14 protein-coding genes and 1 rRNA gene are annotated in these 17,115 nt (G+C 34.0%); 12 read left to right on the forward strand and 3 right to left on the reverse strand.

From position 1 onward, the window contains the following. Positions 1 to 287 precede the first annotated feature (287 nt). A complete protein-coding gene (locus tag VB248_RS04930; RefSeq protein ID WP_323295628.1) occupies positions 288 to 3,446 on the forward strand; it encodes a VCBS repeat-containing protein in 3,159 nt (1,052 codons plus the stop codon). Between the two features lie 80 nt (positions 3,447 to 3,526). On the opposite strand, the gene porT is transcribed toward VB248_RS04930, so the two are convergent. Together porT and ubiE are read right to left on the reverse strand one after the other, a co-directional pair. Then, positions 3,527 to 4,279 (reverse strand): type IX secretion/gliding motility protein PorT/SprT, encoded by a 753-nt coding sequence (gene porT / locus VB248_RS04935; RefSeq protein WP_323295629.1) that lies wholly within the window; start codon positions 4,277 to 4,279, stop codon positions 3,527 to 3,529. Then, positions 4,228 to 4,950, reverse strand: a complete 723-nt coding sequence (ubiE, locus tag VB248_RS04940) for a bifunctional demethylmenaquinone methyltransferase/2-methoxy-6-polyprenyl-1,4-benzoquinol methylase UbiE (protein WP_323295630.1) — start codon at positions 4,948 to 4,950, stop codon at positions 4,228 to 4,230. The genes porT and ubiE overlap by 52 nt, the downstream gene beginning before the upstream one ends. Positions 4,951 to 5,114: 164 nt before the next feature. Here ubiE and VB248_RS04945 point away from each other — a divergent pair, with 164 nt between their 5' ends. From VB248_RS04945 to VB248_RS04960, 4 genes are all read left to right on the forward strand, one after another. Then, on the forward strand, positions 5,115 to 5,471 hold the full coding sequence (locus tag VB248_RS04945) for a DoxX family protein (RefSeq protein ID WP_407652863.1): 357 nt from the start codon (positions 5,115 to 5,117) through the stop codon (positions 5,469 to 5,471). A 362-nt stretch (positions 5,472 to 5,833) separates the two neighbouring features. After that, positions 5,834 to 6,271 carry a hypothetical protein gene (locus tag VB248_RS04950; protein WP_323295631.1) on the forward strand — a complete coding sequence of 146 codons (438 nt, stop codon included), beginning with the start codon at positions 5,834 to 5,836 and terminating at the stop codon, positions 6,269 to 6,271. A 730-nt stretch (positions 6,272 to 7,001) separates the two neighbouring features. Beyond that, positions 7,002 to 7,196: a hypothetical protein gene (locus VB248_RS04955; RefSeq protein ID WP_323295632.1), complete on the forward strand. Its 195-nt coding sequence runs from the start codon at positions 7,002 to 7,004 to the stop codon at positions 7,194 to 7,196. Positions 7,197 to 7,447: 251 nt separating this feature from the next. After that, positions 7,448 to 9,259, forward strand: a complete 1,812-nt coding sequence (locus tag VB248_RS04960; protein WP_323295633.1) for an acyl-CoA dehydrogenase — start codon at positions 7,448 to 7,450, stop codon at positions 9,257 to 9,259. Positions 9,260 to 10,146: 887 nt separating this feature from the next. On the opposite strand, the gene VB248_RS04965 is transcribed toward VB248_RS04960, so the two are convergent. Beyond that, positions 10,147 to 10,764 (reverse strand): DUF1684 domain-containing protein, encoded by a 618-nt coding sequence (locus VB248_RS04965; RefSeq protein ID WP_323295634.1) that lies wholly within the window; start codon positions 10,762 to 10,764, stop codon positions 10,147 to 10,149. A 249-nt stretch (positions 10,765 to 11,013) separates the two neighbouring features. Here VB248_RS04965 and VB248_RS04970 point away from each other — a divergent pair, with 249 nt between their 5' ends. The 7 genes from VB248_RS04970 to VB248_RS05000 all read left to right on the forward strand — a co-directional run. After that, positions 11,014 to 11,598, forward strand: a complete 585-nt coding sequence (locus tag VB248_RS04970; RefSeq protein WP_323295635.1) for a riboflavin synthase — start codon at positions 11,014 to 11,016, stop codon at positions 11,596 to 11,598. Between the two features lie 133 nt (positions 11,599 to 11,731). Then, positions 11,732 to 12,031, forward strand: a complete 300-nt coding sequence (locus tag VB248_RS04975) for a hypothetical protein (protein ID WP_323295636.1) — start codon at positions 11,732 to 11,734, stop codon at positions 12,029 to 12,031. Between the two features lie 15 nt (positions 12,032 to 12,046). After that, a complete protein-coding gene (locus VB248_RS04980; RefSeq protein WP_323295637.1) occupies positions 12,047 to 12,727 on the forward strand; it encodes a hypothetical protein in 681 nt (226 codons plus the stop codon). An 851-nt stretch (positions 12,728 to 13,578) separates the two neighbouring features. Then, positions 13,579 to 14,349: a sensor histidine kinase gene (locus VB248_RS04985; protein WP_323295638.1), complete on the forward strand. Its 771-nt coding sequence runs from the start codon at positions 13,579 to 13,581 to the stop codon at positions 14,347 to 14,349. 49 nt (positions 14,350 to 14,398) lie between these two features. Next, positions 14,399 to 15,064: a response regulator transcription factor gene (locus VB248_RS04990; protein WP_323295639.1), complete on the forward strand. Its 666-nt coding sequence runs from the start codon at positions 14,399 to 14,401 to the stop codon at positions 15,062 to 15,064. 172 nt (positions 15,065 to 15,236) lie between these two features. Then, positions 15,237 to 16,538, forward strand: a complete 1,302-nt coding sequence (gene tyrS / locus VB248_RS04995; protein ID WP_323295640.1) for a tyrosine--tRNA ligase — start codon at positions 15,237 to 15,239, stop codon at positions 16,536 to 16,538. Between the two features lie 470 nt (positions 16,539 to 17,008). Beyond that, a 16S ribosomal RNA gene (locus tag VB248_RS05000) occupies positions 17,009 to 17,115 on the forward strand; the annotation flags it as partial.

A 17,115-nucleotide genomic window follows, 5' to 3' on the forward strand; every position in this document is an offset into this window, starting at 1 on the left:
TAAATATAGAAATGATGAGAAAAAACGATAATAGAATTAACCTCACCCCCCAACCCCCTCTCCTGTTGAGAGGGGGAGCTTTGAGTACTCTAATAGCCCCATCTCAACAGGAGAGGGCCGGCCGCCGCTGCGGGTTGGGGGTGAGGTATGTAATTTTCATTTTCCTGTTCTTAGTTTCCTGCAAAACCAAACAACCCTACACTTTTGAATTATTAGATGCTGAAAAAACAGGGATTGATTTTTCAAATGACCTAACGCCAACTAAAGATTTAAACATCTTTACTTACATGTATTTCTATAATGGCGGAGGCGTTGGTGCGGGCGATTTTAATAATGATGGATTGGTTGACTTATGTTTTACTGCCAATCTAAAAGACAATAAAATCTACCTCAATCGTGGAGGAATGAAGTTTGAGGACATCACTGAAAAAGCAAATTTCAAAGGAGAAAAAGGTTGGTCGAATGGTGTTTCGGTAGTGGATATTAACCAAGATGGGAAATTAGATATTTACGTGAGTCAAGTAGGTGGTTTTGAAACTTTGCAGGGACATAATTTACTCTTCATTTGTAAAGAAATCACTAAAGAAGGCATTCCTGTTTATGAAGAAAAATCGAAAGAGTACGGATTAGATTTAGTCGGTTTTGGCACACAAGCAGCCTTTTTTGATTATGATTTGGATGGTGATTTGGATATGTTTCAACTCAACCATTCCGTACACCAAAATGGTACTTTTGGCGTAAGAAGTACTTTTCAAGGCACTTTTCATCCTTTGGCTGGCGATAAATTTTTTAGAAATGACGACGGAAAGTTCATTGAAGTAGCCGAACAAACAGGTATTAAAAGAGACGCTTTGGGCTATGGCTTAGGTGTAGGTTTGGGTGATGTCAATTTCGATGGCTATCCAGATATGTACATTGGAAATGATTTCCATGAAAATGATTACTTGTACATTAATCAAAAGAACGGTACTTTCTTGGAAAGTATCGAAAATTCGATGATGCACACCAGTCAATTTTCGATGGGAGTGGACGTTGCCGACATTAATAATGATACTTATTCTGATATTATTTCTTTGGATATGCTTCCTTACGACCGTGAAATTTTGAAGCGTTCGGAAGGAGAGGATTCCTATAATATTTTTCAATACAAACTGAGTTACGGCTACAATTACCAGTTTTCAAAAAACAATTTACAGTTGAACAATGGAAACGGTACTTTTTCTGAAATCGGAATGTTTTCGGGCATTCATGCTACGGATTGGTCTTGGTCGCCTTTGTTGATGGATTTTGATAATGATGGTCGAAAGGATTTATTCATTTCAAATGGTATTCCTAAGCGAATGAATGATATTGATTACATCAATTTTATTTCAAATGAGGAAATCCAACGAAAAATGGAAGCCAAAACTTTGGATGAAAATGACATTTCTTTGATTGATAAATTGCCCGAAATAAAAATACCTAATAAGTTTTTTGTCAATAATAAAGTACTAAAGTACCACGACGCCGAAGCCAATATTGAAAATAACCAAAATTCATATTCCAACGGGGCTTTGTATGCCGATTTAGACAATGATGGCGATTTGGATATTGTTACGAATAATATCAATCAAAAGGCTTTTATTTATGAAAACAAAGCCAATGAGTACGCTCCCGAAAATGCTCAAATTCGTTTGTATTTGAAAGGTTCTGAGAAAAATTTGAATGCCGTCGGAGCAAAAGTATTGGTTTTCAAGAAAGGTGAAGAAACGATTTCTTATGAAAAATTTCCTGTAAGAGCTTTTCAAGCAAGTATGGAAATTCCGATGAATATTGGTTTAGGCAACAAAGCCGAAATAGATTCTACTTACTTGATTTGGCCTGATAGAACTTTTCAAAAACTTAATCTTCAATCAGTAAGCGATTCATTAACAATTACTTATCGTAAAAATCTCCCAGAGTTTGATTACGAACACTTCAAACAAAGACCTGCTAAAACGCCTTTGCTGGCTGACATTGCTAAGGATTTGAATTTGGATGTAAAACATCAAGAAAATGAATTTAATGAGTTTGAACGTGAAGCCCTCATTCCTCATAAAATATCTGCCGAAGGCCCCGCTTTAGCGGTGGCAGATATTAATCATGATGGATTAGAAGATATTTTTCTGGGTTCTTCTCGTACTTCTTTGCCTCATTTGTACTTGCAACAAGCTAACGGGAAGTTTAAAGAAAGTTTGCAAGCAGTCTTTAAACAAGACAGTACTTACGAAGAAGTAGATGCTATTTGGACAGACGTAAACAATGATTCGCATCCAGATTTAGTCGTGGCCGAGGGTGGAAATGAGTTTTTCGGAAAGTCTAATTTCTTGTTGCCAAGAGTATATCTAAACGATGGCAAAGGAAATCTATCGGTAAAAACAGATGCTTTTAATGCCAATATTGCCTTGTCTGCTTCTGTGATTACACCGATTGATTTTAACCGAGATGGAAAAACGGATTTACTAATCGGTGGTCGTTCAGTTCCTTTTTCTTATGGAAAAATTCCTGATTCTTATCTTTTACAAAATGATGGAACAGGAAAATTCATAGACGTAACTGATAAGTACGCCAAAGAATTAAGAAATATTGGTTTAGTGAAAAATGCTGTTGTAAAAGATTTGGACAAAGATGGCGACCAAGATATTTTGTTGGCTTTGGAGTGGGACGGAATCTGTGAAATGGAAAATCAGCAGGGGAAATTTGTAAAGAAAATGCTCACAAAAGAAAAAGGTTGGTGGAATTTCGCCATGCCTTACGACTTTGATGGCGACGGAGATGTCGATATCTTGGCTGGAAACCTTGGTCAAAATAGCAGAATCAAAGCTTCTGAAAGTGAGCCTGTAAAAATGTATGTAAGCGATTTTGATAAAAACGGTACAACGGACCAAGTACTGAGTTATTATTTGGGCGGAACAGAAGTAATGTTTGCCAATAAAGCAGAAACACAAAAGCAGTTTCCTTTTACCAAAAAGAAATTTCTTTTAGCTAAAGATTTTGCCAAAGCTACGATTGCCGATATTGTGGGCGAAAGTGAATTGTCGGCTGCAAAAGTATTTGAAGCCAATTACTTTGATAATGCCATTTTGGTAAACGATGGAAAAGGAAATTTTATGCTTCAATCTTTGCCTTCAAAAGCTCAATATGCTCCTTATTATACCGCAGAAATCATCAATGCTAATAATGATAAACTGCCTGATATAATCATGTTTGGAAATTTCTACGACTGCAATATCCAAATGGGAAGATACGATGCCGATTATGGAACAATCTTAATTAACAAAGGAAATTGTCAGTTTGAAGTAGAAAAACTCAATGGCATCAGCGTAAAAGGACAGGTAAAACGCATCAGAAATATCAAAGTAGGAAAAGAAATTCTAATGATTCTCGCCAGAAATAATGATAAATTGATGGTGTTGAAGAGAAAGTGAAATAAAAAATCCTGAGTTATGGATTCATTTCATAACTCAGGATTAAAAACTGAGAGCTCAAAGCTGAAAGCTCGTAGCTATTATTCAAACATCAAATACAAAGTAACACTATGTGCATTCAATCTTTGTATATCTCTTGCATAGCTATTAGCAGCGGGTGTTTGGAATAAATTGGTAAGTCCGTGCGAGAAACGAAGTTCTGGCGTAAACTTAAAATACTTGAAAAATTGTTCTAAACCGATGCCGTACTCCAAAGAAACATCCCCCGTATTCGTATCTAATCTTCTGGTAGAAGCAGCATTTTTTCTAACGTTTGTTTCCAAACCTAATTTTACACCTGCATCTACAAACATTCTTGAATTTCCTCTTCTTAAAGATTTATATTTCAACAATATCGGCATTTCCAACCAAGTAGATTCTCGTAATTCTGCTGGAAAATTGGACGAATTTTGAAATCTATAATTAATCTGCCGACCATACAATGCAATATTTAAACCCGATTTCAAATCAAATCTATCCGAAAGTTTTACGTTTACTAATCCTCCTACTTGGAAAGAAAAATTGCCCGGAGAAACAATCGTTACTGCTGTACTGCCGGGAGTGTTAAAACTTTCACTATGATGAATGTTGAATCGAGACGAGCCAAAACCAAATAAAAAGCCAAAGTGAACAATTTTATCATCGTAAAACTCATCGTAAATACGCTTATAATCATAGTTTTGTGCTGATACTTCATGGTTTACACCAAGAAAACCTACACAAAAAATGATTGCAAATAGTATTACTTTCTGCCGATATATATAGTACTGATTCCGAAAGTGAGTGGTAAACATTGAGTTCTGTTAAAACCTGCACGTTCAAATACTTGGATAAAATCTTTTCCATCAGGAAATGCTTGTACAGAATCATGTAAGTATGTATAAGCAGAAGTATCTTTTGAAATGATTTTACCAACTACGGGCAAGATATATTTGAAATAAAAATTATAAAGTTGCTTGAATGGAAATACCGAAGGTTTTGAGAATTCCAAGACGATACAAGTACCATCTTTCTTCATCACTCTGCACATATCTGTTAATCCTTTTTCCAGATGCTCAAAATTCCGTACTCCAAAACTAACGATAACAGCATCGAAAGTATTGTCTGCGAAATGTAATCTTTCCGAATCACCTTTTTGTAATTCGATGATTGATTCTACCCCCAATTTCTTGATTTTCTCACGACCGAAACTCAACATTCCCTCAGAAATATCCACACCCACGATTTTTTCTGGTTTCAAAGCCAAAGCTTCAATTGCAAAATCTCCCGTTCCTGTGGCAATATCCAAAATCGTTTTTGGTTGGGCTTTTCTCAACAATTTCACAGCCTTTTTACGCCATAAAATATCAATTCCACCGCTCAATAAATGATTTAGAAAATCATACTTCGGTGAAACATTATCAAACATCTGAGCAACTTGCTCTTTTTTGCTTGCATTTTGCTCTTTATAAGGAACTACGCTCATTATGTTGTTGTACGGACAACCTTATCCGTCGGAATAATTCTATTTGAATAATTTTACAAAATTACCATACTCTTGCGAAATAACATCTTGTTTGAAAATATTGTTTCTAACATAAAGTAGAGCTTTAATGAATAATCGGTATTATTACCAAAAAAAGAACAACGATGATACAACAAATTGGACTTTACCTGATGTCATTTCTTTATACAATTGCAGGCATCAATCACTTTATTAAGCCCAAGTTTTACTTGGCTATTATGCCTCCGTACATTCCTGCCCATGAATTAATGGTACTTTTGAGTGGTATTGCTGAGGTCGTTTTAGGGATTGGATTACTTTTTCCACTCACAAGAGCCTTAGCCGCTTGGGGAATTATCCTTTTGTTGTTGGCAGTATTGCCTGCCAATGTGTATATGATAACTTCTGAGAAGTTTTCTAAAATTCCTACTTGGATTTTATGGCTTCGTTTGCCTTTACAGTTTTTACTGATTTGGTGGGCTTATATTTATACAAAATTTTAGTTCTAAAGATGATGTATAATAGATAAAGTATCGCCAATTGATAAATTTTATGTGTGTATGCTGAAAATGTGATTTGTATTTTTGAAATTCATTTTATATTTTCATGTGCTAATTGTTACACAATACATAATTGATAATATACATAAACCTATGAAACTAAAATTTACTGATTCTCGGCTATTGCTATTTCGTTCACTGATTCCTCAAGAATCATTAATACTTCAACTGGCTTCACAATGATTGTATAATCAAGCAACAGATTTTAAAAAAATCCACGAGTAAGTAATCTTCGATTGTCTCTATAAAATTACTCTTTGTATAGTTTATAACATTTATCTTTTTTACCCTAAAATGCTCATACAATGAAACCTTTTTTACCTATTTTAGCGATTGCTCTTTCTATGATTTCGTGCAAAGACAGCACTATCAAATTACTTGAAGATATGTCAGGGACATGGAAAGTAAATGAGATTGTTTATTCAAAAACAGGACAAACAATACCCGATTCTGTTGTGAAATATCCCAATAGTATTTTTCAATTAAATAAATGTGACGATTATCAAGCAAAGATTTGTAGCGGTTTTTATAATCTTCAAGGAAAGGAAAAAGTCAATATATTCTACAATGCTTCATCTTCTTTTAATGAAGGGTCAATATTTGTAAAAGAAACTACTCGTCCCAAAATTGATTTGAATGGTTCTTATAAATTATTCTTGGATGGTAATGCAATGAGCCTAAAAGGCCCTCAAATTGGTTCAAATTATCAAGGTAAAACGATAGAATTACGGCTAATAAAATAATAAAAAAGACCGTTGGTTTCATTACTAATACTTCCACAAGCAATTTGTAAACAATATTATAGCGATGGAGACACTAAAGAAAAGATTATTGATAACCAGTATTGGCGTTAGCATTTCATTTATGACTTTTACTTCATACGGTTCGTTTCATCCATTAACCATAGGTTTTTGGTGTAGTATTTTAGGTGGCTATATTTGGTATCTGATGATGTACTACTTTTTCAAAAAATACACCTCACCAAAGAATAAATAAAATTTATGGCATTGTTGGTAATCAGATGAGGATAATACAATTTCTTTGTCTTTGAATGGTTAAATAATGAGCCTTTTTTCTAATTATTTTTCATAAACTCATACAAAAACAATGAATTACGATTATCTGTTAGAAATACTTGGTATCGTTATTATTAGTTTTGGCAGTTACTATTCAAAAACAAATGACAAGATTATTCTTTATGTAATTCATCTTTGTATGATTGTTCTCGGAGCATATTCCATCGCTAAGTAATTCTTCGATTTGAAAGAAAATTTTATACTCTTACTCATAACTACGCCTCTCATTATTTTTGTTAGTTACGGGATGATTTTATTCCTAAATAAAATACAGCAATGCTAATTTATGGATTAAGTAGTAACAATCCAGATAATACAAATAAGTTAAACGCTATTTGTCTATGTTTTAAAAATCATACTTCATAACTCATACATATTCCTAAAACCTCCACACACCATGAAAAAAAGTATTCTTTATTTACTCATCGCTTTTGCCATTTGTGTATGCTCAAGAATCATCATTGGCTTATACTTCCACAATCAAGAAGTAGATAAACGCTTAAACCAATTTAGTTGGGCAGCCGTTTTTCTTTTCTTGCTCGGCATGATTTCTATCAGAGTTTATTATACTTTCAATAAAAACAAATTTTAACTTTTTAGCTAAAGGAGGTACAATGATAAACAAAACAGAGCAATCACTATTATTTGTCTAAATTCAAAACTCCTCACTCACAATGCAGCACTCCCCATTAGGGTAATTATCTTATTCAATTTGTTGTCTTTCCCAAGAAGGCAACTTTTTTTATGCCCTAAATTTATTTATTATGCTTGCAGAATAATATTTATATAAGTATTTTTACATAAAATTGTATGCAAGCATAATAACCATTAAATCATTTCACAATGGCAAAGCAGTATTCTCGTCGCAATCTTGATTTTATGTTGAAGGAAGTCCTTCATGTAGAAGAATTAACAAAATATCCATATTTTCAGGACTACACGCTTGAAATGTTTGACATGGTTTTGGACACTGCCGAAGACATTGCTGAAAAAACTATGCGTCCTGCCTATATTTCTTCCGACAGAAACCAACCTGAGTTAATCAACGGACAAGTGAAGGTTCACCCTGCGGTAAAAGACTATTTCAAAGCGATGGGCGACTCTGGCATGATTGGAGCTATGTTTGCCTACGAGCATGGAGGTCAGCAATTGCCTGCAATTATTGGTGCCGGAAGTGAATTAATCAGAGGGGCAGCCCACAATTCTTTTGTAATGTTTACGGGGCTTACCTCAGGTTCGTCTCATTTAATATTTTCTTTCGGTTCAGATGAATTAAAAGAAAAATTTGCCAGCCGAATGATTACGGGGGAATGGTCAGGCTCTATGTGTTTGACAGAACCACAAGCGGGGAGTTCACTTTCTGACGTTATTACTACCGCAAGTCCGCAAAGTGATGGAACATTTAAGATTAAAGGACAAAAAGTATTCATTTCGGCAGGTGACCACGATGTTACTGACAATATTATACATTTAGTATTGGCTCGAATAGAAGGTGCTCCGCTGGGAACAAAAGGTATTTCGCTTTTTGTAGTGCCAAAATTCAGAGATAATAACGATGGTGTGTTCAATATTGATAATGATGTAATTTCTACGGGAATTTATCATAAAATGGGGCAAAAAGCTACGCCCGCCATGCACCTAACCTTTGGCGATAAGGATAATACCGTTGGTTATTTGGTTGGAGAGCCAAACAAGGGACTAAATTATATGTTCCAAATGATGAATGAAGCTCGTTTGGGCGTTGGCATGGGTGGCACTTATATCTCTTCGGCTGCTTATTATGCTTCATTGGAATACGCCAAGGAACGTCCGCAAGGCAGAAAGCTAAATAACAAGAATTTAGAAGAACCTCAGACCTTCATCATCAATCACCCCGACGTCAAGAGGATGTTGTTGTTCCAAAAGGCTGTTGTCGAAGGCTCTTTAGGGCTATTATTAGAATGTTATTACTGGCAAGATATGATTACTGCATTGGGCAAAGGTTCAGAAAAGGCTCAACCTTATCAATTAATGCTTGATTTAATGACAACCGTAGCTAAGACTTACCCAGCAGAGATGGGGATTAGATCCGTAAATGAAGGCTTGCAAGTATTTGGAGGCTATGGTTATACAGAAGACTTTCCTTTAGAACAAATGGCTCGTGATGTACGGATTATGTCTATTTATGAAGGCACAACGGGGATTCATTCTTTAACACTTTTGGGAAGGGGTATCACAGCCAGCAATGGCAAAGCCGCACAGTTGCTTTTCAATAAAATAATTAAGACCATTCATTTAGCAAGTACCTATAATGATTTAAAACCATACTCCGAAAAGCTTGAAGCCGAACTTTTGCGTTTACAAAGTACTACTTCGCATTTATTAAGTATTGCGGCTAAAGGAGATAACGAAGTGTTTTTGGCAGATGCAAATCTTTACATGGAGTTTTTTAGCATTGTTACCATCGCATGGATTTGGTTGAAACAAGCAATTGTAGCTAAGAATGTACTAATTACTCAGAATGTGGAAGGAGAAGAGTTATCGTTTTATGAATCTAAGATTCACACAATGAAATACTTCTATCATTATGAATTAATCAAGACATTAAGTCTTTCAACTCGCTTGACTGATACTGAATTACTAACGGTAGGTGATGAAATATCTATTACATTTTAAAATAAACAATAAATACAAAGTTTGAGCAACGATTTATTTTTTGTAAATAACTGATAATGATAGGATTAAAGAGCTAACGATTCATCAGTATTTATCAATCAAAGCTTAACGGTTTTTAATTACACGTACATCATAACAAACTTAGAATCCCTGCTTAATTGCAGGGATTTTTTTATGTTTAATTTTTAAAAATTGGGAAAATGGTTAAGTAAAATTATTAAAAAACCTCATCCCCCTGCCCCTTCTCCTGTTGAGAAGGGGAGAAACTAAAAATTCTTTTTAGTTGATTACAAATACTTTAAATTTCCTTATTCAAAAAATCTATATTTTAGATAGACAAGCTTAAAATTCAAATGAAATCTCCCCTTCTCAACACGAGAAGGGGCAGGGGGATGAGGTTTTTTAGCCTATTTACCACAAACAATTACTAATCTCATTTAAAAAATAAAGTCTTCCCCTCAAAAAAGCCCTTTAATGTTTAAAACATCTATCAATTCACCTCAATCAAGAACCATCTTTATCAGTTCATTAATATTCTTAGATTAAACATTTACCAATTTGCCTTAAACAAAAGATAAATACATTAAAACAATTGACAATTAGGCTTTAACATAGAGTAATTTATGTCAATCAATAAGGTAATTGTCTTTATCAATAAACAATTCATCTTAAACATTGACCAATTTGGTTAAAACATTGAGGTATTTGTTTTAAGCAATGAGCAATTCATTTCAAACAATGAAGTATTAGGGGAGTGCAATAAATAATTAATGTAAAACAATAAGCAAATTGCTTGATTCAAAGAGTAATTAGTTTTAAGCAATGACTAATTATTCTTAATCATTGCTTAAAAAAGAAGGAGCAAGAAGTAATTTATCTAAGTAATTTTAGAGTCTTTCGCCTGCTTTAATAGCCACGTTCAAGAAATTCTCGGCTGGAGGTACTGGACAAGTAAATGTATGATTGTAAGTACAATAAGGTTGATAAGCAAGGTTAAAATCAACGTCGATATGTTGGTCTTTTATGGCATCAATGCTCAAATCAAGGTATCTACCAGAGCCATAAGTTTCCTTATTGGTCGTTAAGTCACGAAAAGGTAAGAATAAGTTTCCTTCGGGAGTCTTGAAGAGTTTCAAAGCACATTTTTTACCAGCTACTTCAAAACTAATATTAGCATAAGCTTCGTATTCTTCTGTTTCACCGCCCGTCATGGCAATCTTAATCGTTTGTCCACTCGTCAAAACATCCAATTTAGCCAAAACTTTATAAGCAGGGTCAATATCAAAATACTTTAATCCTTTAAAACTTGCCTTATCTTCAATCGGAGATTCCTTATTGGTTTTCAAAAAAGTATCCTTATCCTTACGAACCGATACAATACCATTGATATATGCACTTTTTTGTTCAGCAGTAAGCTCTTCTGCTTGAGAACCCGACAACGAATAAAAAACAACTGCCAAAACAGCTAAAAAAAGGAAAACAACAAAGAATTTATTTTTAAACATTTTCTGAGGATTTTTGTAAAGAAGAAGAAAATCTTGATACGCAGGCAAATTTAATGAATTAACTTGCGAAAGTTAATCAACAAAAGGAATTCAGAGCTAATCTTAGTGTACAAAATTAGAAGAGCTTATAAAGCAAAACACAATTGAACGAATCAATAAAGCAATGCTGTTAATGAATTAAGCATCCGTAGAAGCAAAAAACTGAAATCCGAAGAGTAAAATACGATAAAAATAATCCATAAAAGAAAAATGTTTACAGGAATCATAGAAGCCATAGGCGAAGTAAAGCATCTTAGCAAAGAAGGAACAAATATTACTTTTACACTTACTTGTCCATTTACAAAAGAGTTAAAAATAGACCAAAGTTTAGCCCATAATGGCGTATGTTTAACCGTCATAGATATAGAAGGCGACAACTACTCTGTAACAGCGATAGATGAGACCCTACAAAAAACCAATTTGGGTAAATTAACAGTTGGTTCTAAAGTAAATTTAGAAAGATGTATGCCAGCAAATGGGCGTTTTGATGGACATATTGTACAAGGACACGTAGATCAGATAGGAATTGTTACCAATATCATCGCTCAAGAAGGTTCATGGCTCTATGATTTTGAATATGCCAATGACGGACAAAACGTAACCGTAGAAAAAGGCTCGATTTGTATCAATGGCACAAGCCTAACAGTCTTTAATTCAGGAACAAATACATTTAGGGTAGCCATTATTCCTTATACTTACGAACATACCGTATTTCATACCTTACAAGTAGGCGATACAGTAAACTTAGAGTTTGATATCGTAGGGAAATACATCAAAAAGATGTTAGCAAAATAAAATAACAAGCGTAAAAACCCCTTTTTTATAGCGTATTTATACGCTATTTTGGGAACAAACCTTGAATAACTCATAGCTTATCCATAGTTTCGCATTTCATTTAAACCTTTAACAATCAATCTAATTAACAGCAATGAGTCAAGTAATTACCCCCGAAGAGCATCCAGAGGATTTTCAATCAGCATTAGGATTAATCCAAAACTATCAAGACACCAAAAAGGAGAATTCAATTGATGCTCACTTTTTAAGTAAAGAAGCAATTCAAAAGTTATTGGAAAACCCTGATTTTGATGCTTTTAAAGTACATCATGCAAGAGCAGAAGATGGTACAAGAACTTTAGTTTTTGAAGGAGTTTCTAAAACAGGGGAAAGTTTAAATACTTATGTAGCAGGTGTACCAACTTGTCCTCCAACATGTAGCTGGAATGCTTAATTTTAGACTATTTTGATGAAAATTGCCAACATACCTTTGATAACATACTTTGCTTCGTTAATATTAATAGCTCCATTATGTATTGGAGTTATTAATATTAAGGCATTAAAACTAAGTCCTTTAAAAATCATATTCTACTATTGTATATTGTTTACATTATATGAAATTGTGGGGTGGTTTTTTGCACTTAACCGTTGGCAAAATCATTTCATTACTAATCTAACTAATTATACAGACATTCTCTTTTGGGGTTACTATTACATATTAGTAATTAAGAGTAAGATTAGTAAGAATATAATTATCGGATTGATGGCCACTTCCTTATTGATTATACTTTGGTCGCATTGGGGAAGAGATTTTAATAGAATTGACGCTTTTGCACACAGTGTAACAAATATATGTTTGATTTGTATAGCTTTGATTTTTTTCTATCAATTGTTGAGTAATCTTGAAGTAACTAATCTTTTTAACTATGCTCATTTTTGGATAGGCGTTGCTGCTTTAGTCTATTTCTCTGGCGTTTTTTTCACTTACATATTCTCAGAGTATATTGCATTCAACAAAAATCAACAAATTATTCAATATTGGTACATAAAAGAGTATCTAACATTTATTCATAGAGTGTTTATAGCCATAGGCTTTTGGTACGGCAAAGAGTTAATAGTTCAAAGTAATAATAAAATTATCAGTATGTAAAAGATTTGTTGTTGTCAAAATAGCAACAAAAAAGAGAAATCAATACTTAATATTCTTTAATATCAGGCATAAAAAATGTTTAGAAGCCTTATTTATTTATCTTCTGTATCGGTTCTCTTTCCATTGGTTCTTTCCTTTATCAGGAAACAATATCTTGACAAAGTACTAAAAATACTTTTTTGCTATTTGTTAGTATCGCTTGTTGTAGAAGTAGTAGCTACTTATTGGGCATTTGTTTTACATAAGTCCAATCATTTTATGTTAAATGCTTTTGCTGTAATTGAATGTATTCTAATAAGTTTAATGTTCAGCCAAGCATTTGTAAGTACTCGATTAAAAACCCTAACAATTTCAATCACAACCACTTTTACGATTTTTTCAATAGCTTTATTTAGCTATGGTGAGTCTTTTTTCGTATTTAATAGTACGATTAGTACGGTTGCATGTTTGTTGATAAACACTTGGGTTTTCGTTTACTATTATCAGGTTTTAAAAAACCCTAAAGAACGGGCATTATTTAAAGTCCCCATGTTTTGGATAAGTATCGGGTGTTCGATATATTTTTCGGGAACTTTGTTTGTATTTCTTTACGGAGAAATCATCTTGCTTGAAAAAAGCAAAACACTTTATCAAAATCTTTGGATAATTTATTATATATTACTTTTCATATTTAGAACCCTTTTAGCAATAGGTATATGGTTCAGCAAGACGCCTCTACAGTCATCTCCATCATCCAGACCGGAACGGCAGTGATGTTGTTTTTCTCTACTTCTATCATTATCTTAGTGTATGTATTACACGAAAGGCTAATTAAACAGAAAGTCGGAAGGCTTTAAAAGAAGAAAAATTGAATGGATGCGATTAAAATGGTCATTTTAGGAACAGTTGCGATGCTTTTACCAGTTTCAGCAATTATTCTATTTGTCATTATTTATTACCGTCGTCAACGTCTTCAAAGAGAAGCTCACGAAGAAGCACTTCATCAAGCCATGCTTGAAGCCAGCGTACTTTCACAAGAAGTAGTACGCCGCCAAATCGGTGGCGACCTTCATGATGAAATCGGTACACTGTTGTCTGCTACAAGGATGAGTCTTTCGCAATTAAGTAAACATCAGCTTAGTACTGATAAAGGAGAACAGATTTTTAATCGAACTCAAGAATTACTCAATGAAGCTTTGAATAATGTGCGGAGGATTTCTAAAGACTTGATGCCAAGTACTTTGGATGAGTTCGGATTGATTGAAGCATTGAAAGATTTTTCTCAGAAAATGACTCTGCATACCAATATGCCGATTTACTTCGTGTGTGGAGAATTGAACAAACGCTATGACTCAAAAGTTGAACTTGCTTTGTACCGAACGGCACAAGAATTGGTAAACAATGCCCTCAAACATGCGGAGGCAAGCCAGATTAAAATCATATTACTTGAAAATAAAGCTGAACTTTTATTACAAGTAATAGATGATGGAAAAGGTTTTGACCTAAACGAAGTAAACCAACCCAGTCGTGGCATTGGAATAAGAAACATTGAAAGCCGTATAAGTCTTATTAAAGGACAAGTTAAATTTGATGTTGAAATTGGCAAAGGTTCAAACTTTATTATTTCTGTACCTTTGAAATAATTTTTTTGAAAATTACCTTTACTCAATAGATTTAACTAAACTGCTAATAATGAGTCTTACTAAAAAAATTAGAGTCGCTGTTACTGATGACCACGCACTTTTTCGCAGAGGAATCGTATCAATTCTTCAACAAAATGATGATTTTGAAGTAGTACTTGAGGCTTCGAATGGTCAAGAACTTATAGATAACATTCCCAACACACTTCCCAATATTGTTTTGATGGACTTGCACATGCCCGTATTAGATGGTATTCGTGCTACCGAGCAAGTAAAAAAAGATTTCCCCAACGTCAAAATCATCGTTATTTCAATGCACGATGAAGATAAGTTTGTTACTCATTTGATGTCATTAGGTGCGAATGGATATTTACTAAAAGATGCTCATCCAGACGAAGTTGAAAATGCCATTTACACTGTTTTTAATGAAGACTATTATTACGGCCCATTTTTGATTAAGGTAATGCACAGCAGAATGCTGAATAAACCTGAAAAGAAAGCTCAAAAAAGCCCATTGAGTATTCAAGTTGGTATTTCAGAACGTGAAGCAGAAGTACTTGAGCTAATTTGTGATGGTATTACTACCCAACAAATTGCTGAGCAATTGTGTTTGAGTGCAAGAACCGTAGAAGGACACAGAAATAGGATTATGGAAAAAACAGGGACAAAAAATGTGGCTGGTTTAGTGGCTTGGGCTGTAAGAAATGGTGTTTGTTAATCAAATAGGCAGACACCGTTATATTTCACTATTGCTTTAGAATTACTCTAAAATAAACTTCCTTTATTCCGAATCATTTCAGGAATCCAATCATCACAAGCGAAATATCGCTATACAATCTCTAACTTTGTGGAAAATTTAAGTTACGAGAATCATTATTATACATTTAGCAATGCAAACTAATTTCATAGAGGAGCTCCGTTGGCGTGGAATGCTTCAGGACATGATGCCTGGCACAGAAGAACAACTTCAAAAAGAAATGACAGCCGCCTATATCGGTTTCGACCCAACGGCATCATCATTACATATTGGAAATTTAGCTACAATCATGTTGTTGAAACATTTTCAATTGTGTGGACATAAACCTTATGCCTTAGTAGGAGGGGCAACAGGAATGATTGGAGACCCTTCTGGAAAAGCGGCCGAAAGAGAATTTTTGTCAGAAGACACGCTCCGCTATAACCAAGAGTGTATCAAAAAACAATTAGAAAAATTCTTAGATTTCAATAGCGGAGAAAATTCTGCCGTAATGGTCAATAATTATGACTGGTTCAAAGAATTTAGTTTCTTAGGATTTTTACGTGAAGCAGGCAAATATCTTTCTGTGAATTATATGATGTCTAAAGATTCTGTGAAGAAACGTTTAGAAACAGGTATTTCTTTCACTGAATTTTCATACCAATTATTGCAAGGCTACGATTTTTATTGGTTATACAAGAATAAAAATGTTCGTTTGCAAATGGGAGGTTCAGACCAATGGGGAAATATTACCACTGGAACTGAAATCATTCGTAGAAAAGAAGGAGGTTCAGAAGAAATAGAACATAAAGCTTACGCACTTACGACACCGTTGGTAACGAAAGCTGACGGGACAAAATTTGGTAAATCAGAATCTGGAAACGTTTGGTTAGACCCAACGATGACTTCACCTTATCAGTTTTACCAATTTTGGTTAAATGCTACCGATGCCGATTGTCCAAGATTGCTAAGAGTATTTACTTTATATTCAAAAGAAGAGATTGAGGCACTCGAAGCAGAACACGCACCAGCTCCACATTTACGCATAATGCAAAAAGCTTTGGCAAAAGACGTAACGATACGAGTACATTCCGAAAAAGCTTATAACATTGCTGTAAAGGCATCAGAAATTCTTTATGGAAAAGGAGCAATTGAAGCATTGCAAGGGATGACTGATGAAGATATTTTAGCTGTTTTTGATGGAGTACCGCAAACACAAATCGCAAAAGCCGACTTTGATGCTACTCCAAATGTCACAGACTTAGTATCTGTAATTACTAATGGAGAAATTTATCCTTCAAAAGGAGAAGCTCGTCGTGCAATTCAAGGAAATGCACTAAGTATAAATAAGACAAAAATTGCTGACCCAAATTATTCAGTAACTTTTGAATTATTGAATGGAAAGTACTTATTAATCGGTAAAGGCAAGAAAAATCATTTGATCATTGTTGATTAAGATTAAAAAAATCAAATACAAAAGCAGCACTTTGATAGAAAGTCGCTGCTTTTTTATTTTTCTGAGGTTATCATATTTCTTCTTTCAAAAACTTTTGAAAAAATTTCAACATTTAATGTTATCAATAAGTGATTGATTTTCATTGGAATTACGGTTTGTATTACATTTTTTTTGAAAAAAATTTTAAAAAAGTTTTGTGAGATTGTTTGGTGGTTAAAAATAAACCTTGCATCTTTGCACTCCCAAACGACGCCAACGGGTTGAGAGATGGGAGTAATTAGGAAGATAATTACTAACAATATTTGGTAAGATTAAGCGATTAATTAGACTGGATTAAAGAGTTCTTTGAGGTATTGATAGAGATATATGAATTATTATTAATTCTTAATAGACAGGTTGTTTTTTGTTATAGATTCTTTATTTAAGAATAGAGAGCATAGAGAAGACAACGAAACTATAGTAAGATATTTACAATGGAGAGTTTGATCCTGGCTCAGGATGAACGCTAGCGGCAGGCCTAATACATGCAAGTCGAACGGTGGTAGCAATACCATAGTGGCGCACGGGTGCGTAACAC

The organism is Arcicella rigui, from assembly GCF_034929435.1.
Classification (GTDB): Bacteria; Bacteroidota; Bacteroidia; order Cytophagales; family Spirosomataceae; genus Arcicella; species Arcicella rigui.

Bases quoted from the DNA above. Each gene is read 5' to 3' on its own strand.
- VB248_RS04955 (WP_323295632.1), top strand. From the start codon at position 7,002: ATGAAAAAAAGTATTCTTTATTTACTCATCGCTTTTGCCATTTGTGTA.
- VB248_RS04970 (WP_323295635.1), top strand. From the start codon at position 11,014: ATGTTTACAGGAATCATAGAAGCCATAGGCGAAGTAAAGCATCTTAGC.
- tyrS (WP_323295640.1), top strand. From the start codon at position 15,237: ATGCAAACTAATTTCATAGAGGAGCTCCGTTGGCGTGGAATGCTTCAG.
- porT (WP_323295629.1), bottom strand. From the start codon at position 4,279: ATGTTTACCACTCACTTTCGGAATCAGTACTATATATATCGGCAGAAA.
- VB248_RS04945 (WP_407652863.1), top strand. From the start codon at position 5,115: ATGATACAACAAATTGGACTTTACCTGATGTCATTTCTTTATACAATT.
- ubiE (WP_323295630.1), bottom strand. From the start codon at position 4,950: ATGAGCGTAGTTCCTTATAAAGAGCAAAATGCAAGCAAAAAAGAGCAA.
- VB248_RS04930 (WP_323295628.1), top strand. From the start codon at position 288: ATGTATTTCTATAATGGCGGAGGCGTTGGTGCGGGCGATTTTAATAAT.
- VB248_RS04960 (WP_323295633.1), top strand. From the start codon at position 7,448: ATGGCAAAGCAGTATTCTCGTCGCAATCTTGATTTTATGTTGAAGGAA.
- VB248_RS04950 (WP_323295631.1), top strand. From the start codon at position 5,834: ATGAAACCTTTTTTACCTATTTTAGCGATTGCTCTTTCTATGATTTCG.
- VB248_RS04975 (WP_323295636.1), top strand. From the start codon at position 11,732: ATGAGTCAAGTAATTACCCCCGAAGAGCATCCAGAGGATTTTCAATCA.
- VB248_RS04980 (WP_323295637.1), top strand. From the start codon at position 12,047: ATGAAAATTGCCAACATACCTTTGATAACATACTTTGCTTCGTTAATA.
- VB248_RS04965 (WP_323295634.1), bottom strand. From the start codon at position 10,764: ATGTTTAAAAATAAATTCTTTGTTGTTTTCCTTTTTTTAGCTGTTTTG.
- VB248_RS04990 (WP_323295639.1), top strand. From the start codon at position 14,399: ATGAGTCTTACTAAAAAAATTAGAGTCGCTGTTACTGATGACCACGCA.
- VB248_RS04985 (WP_323295638.1), top strand. From the start codon at position 13,579: ATGGATGCGATTAAAATGGTCATTTTAGGAACAGTTGCGATGCTTTTA.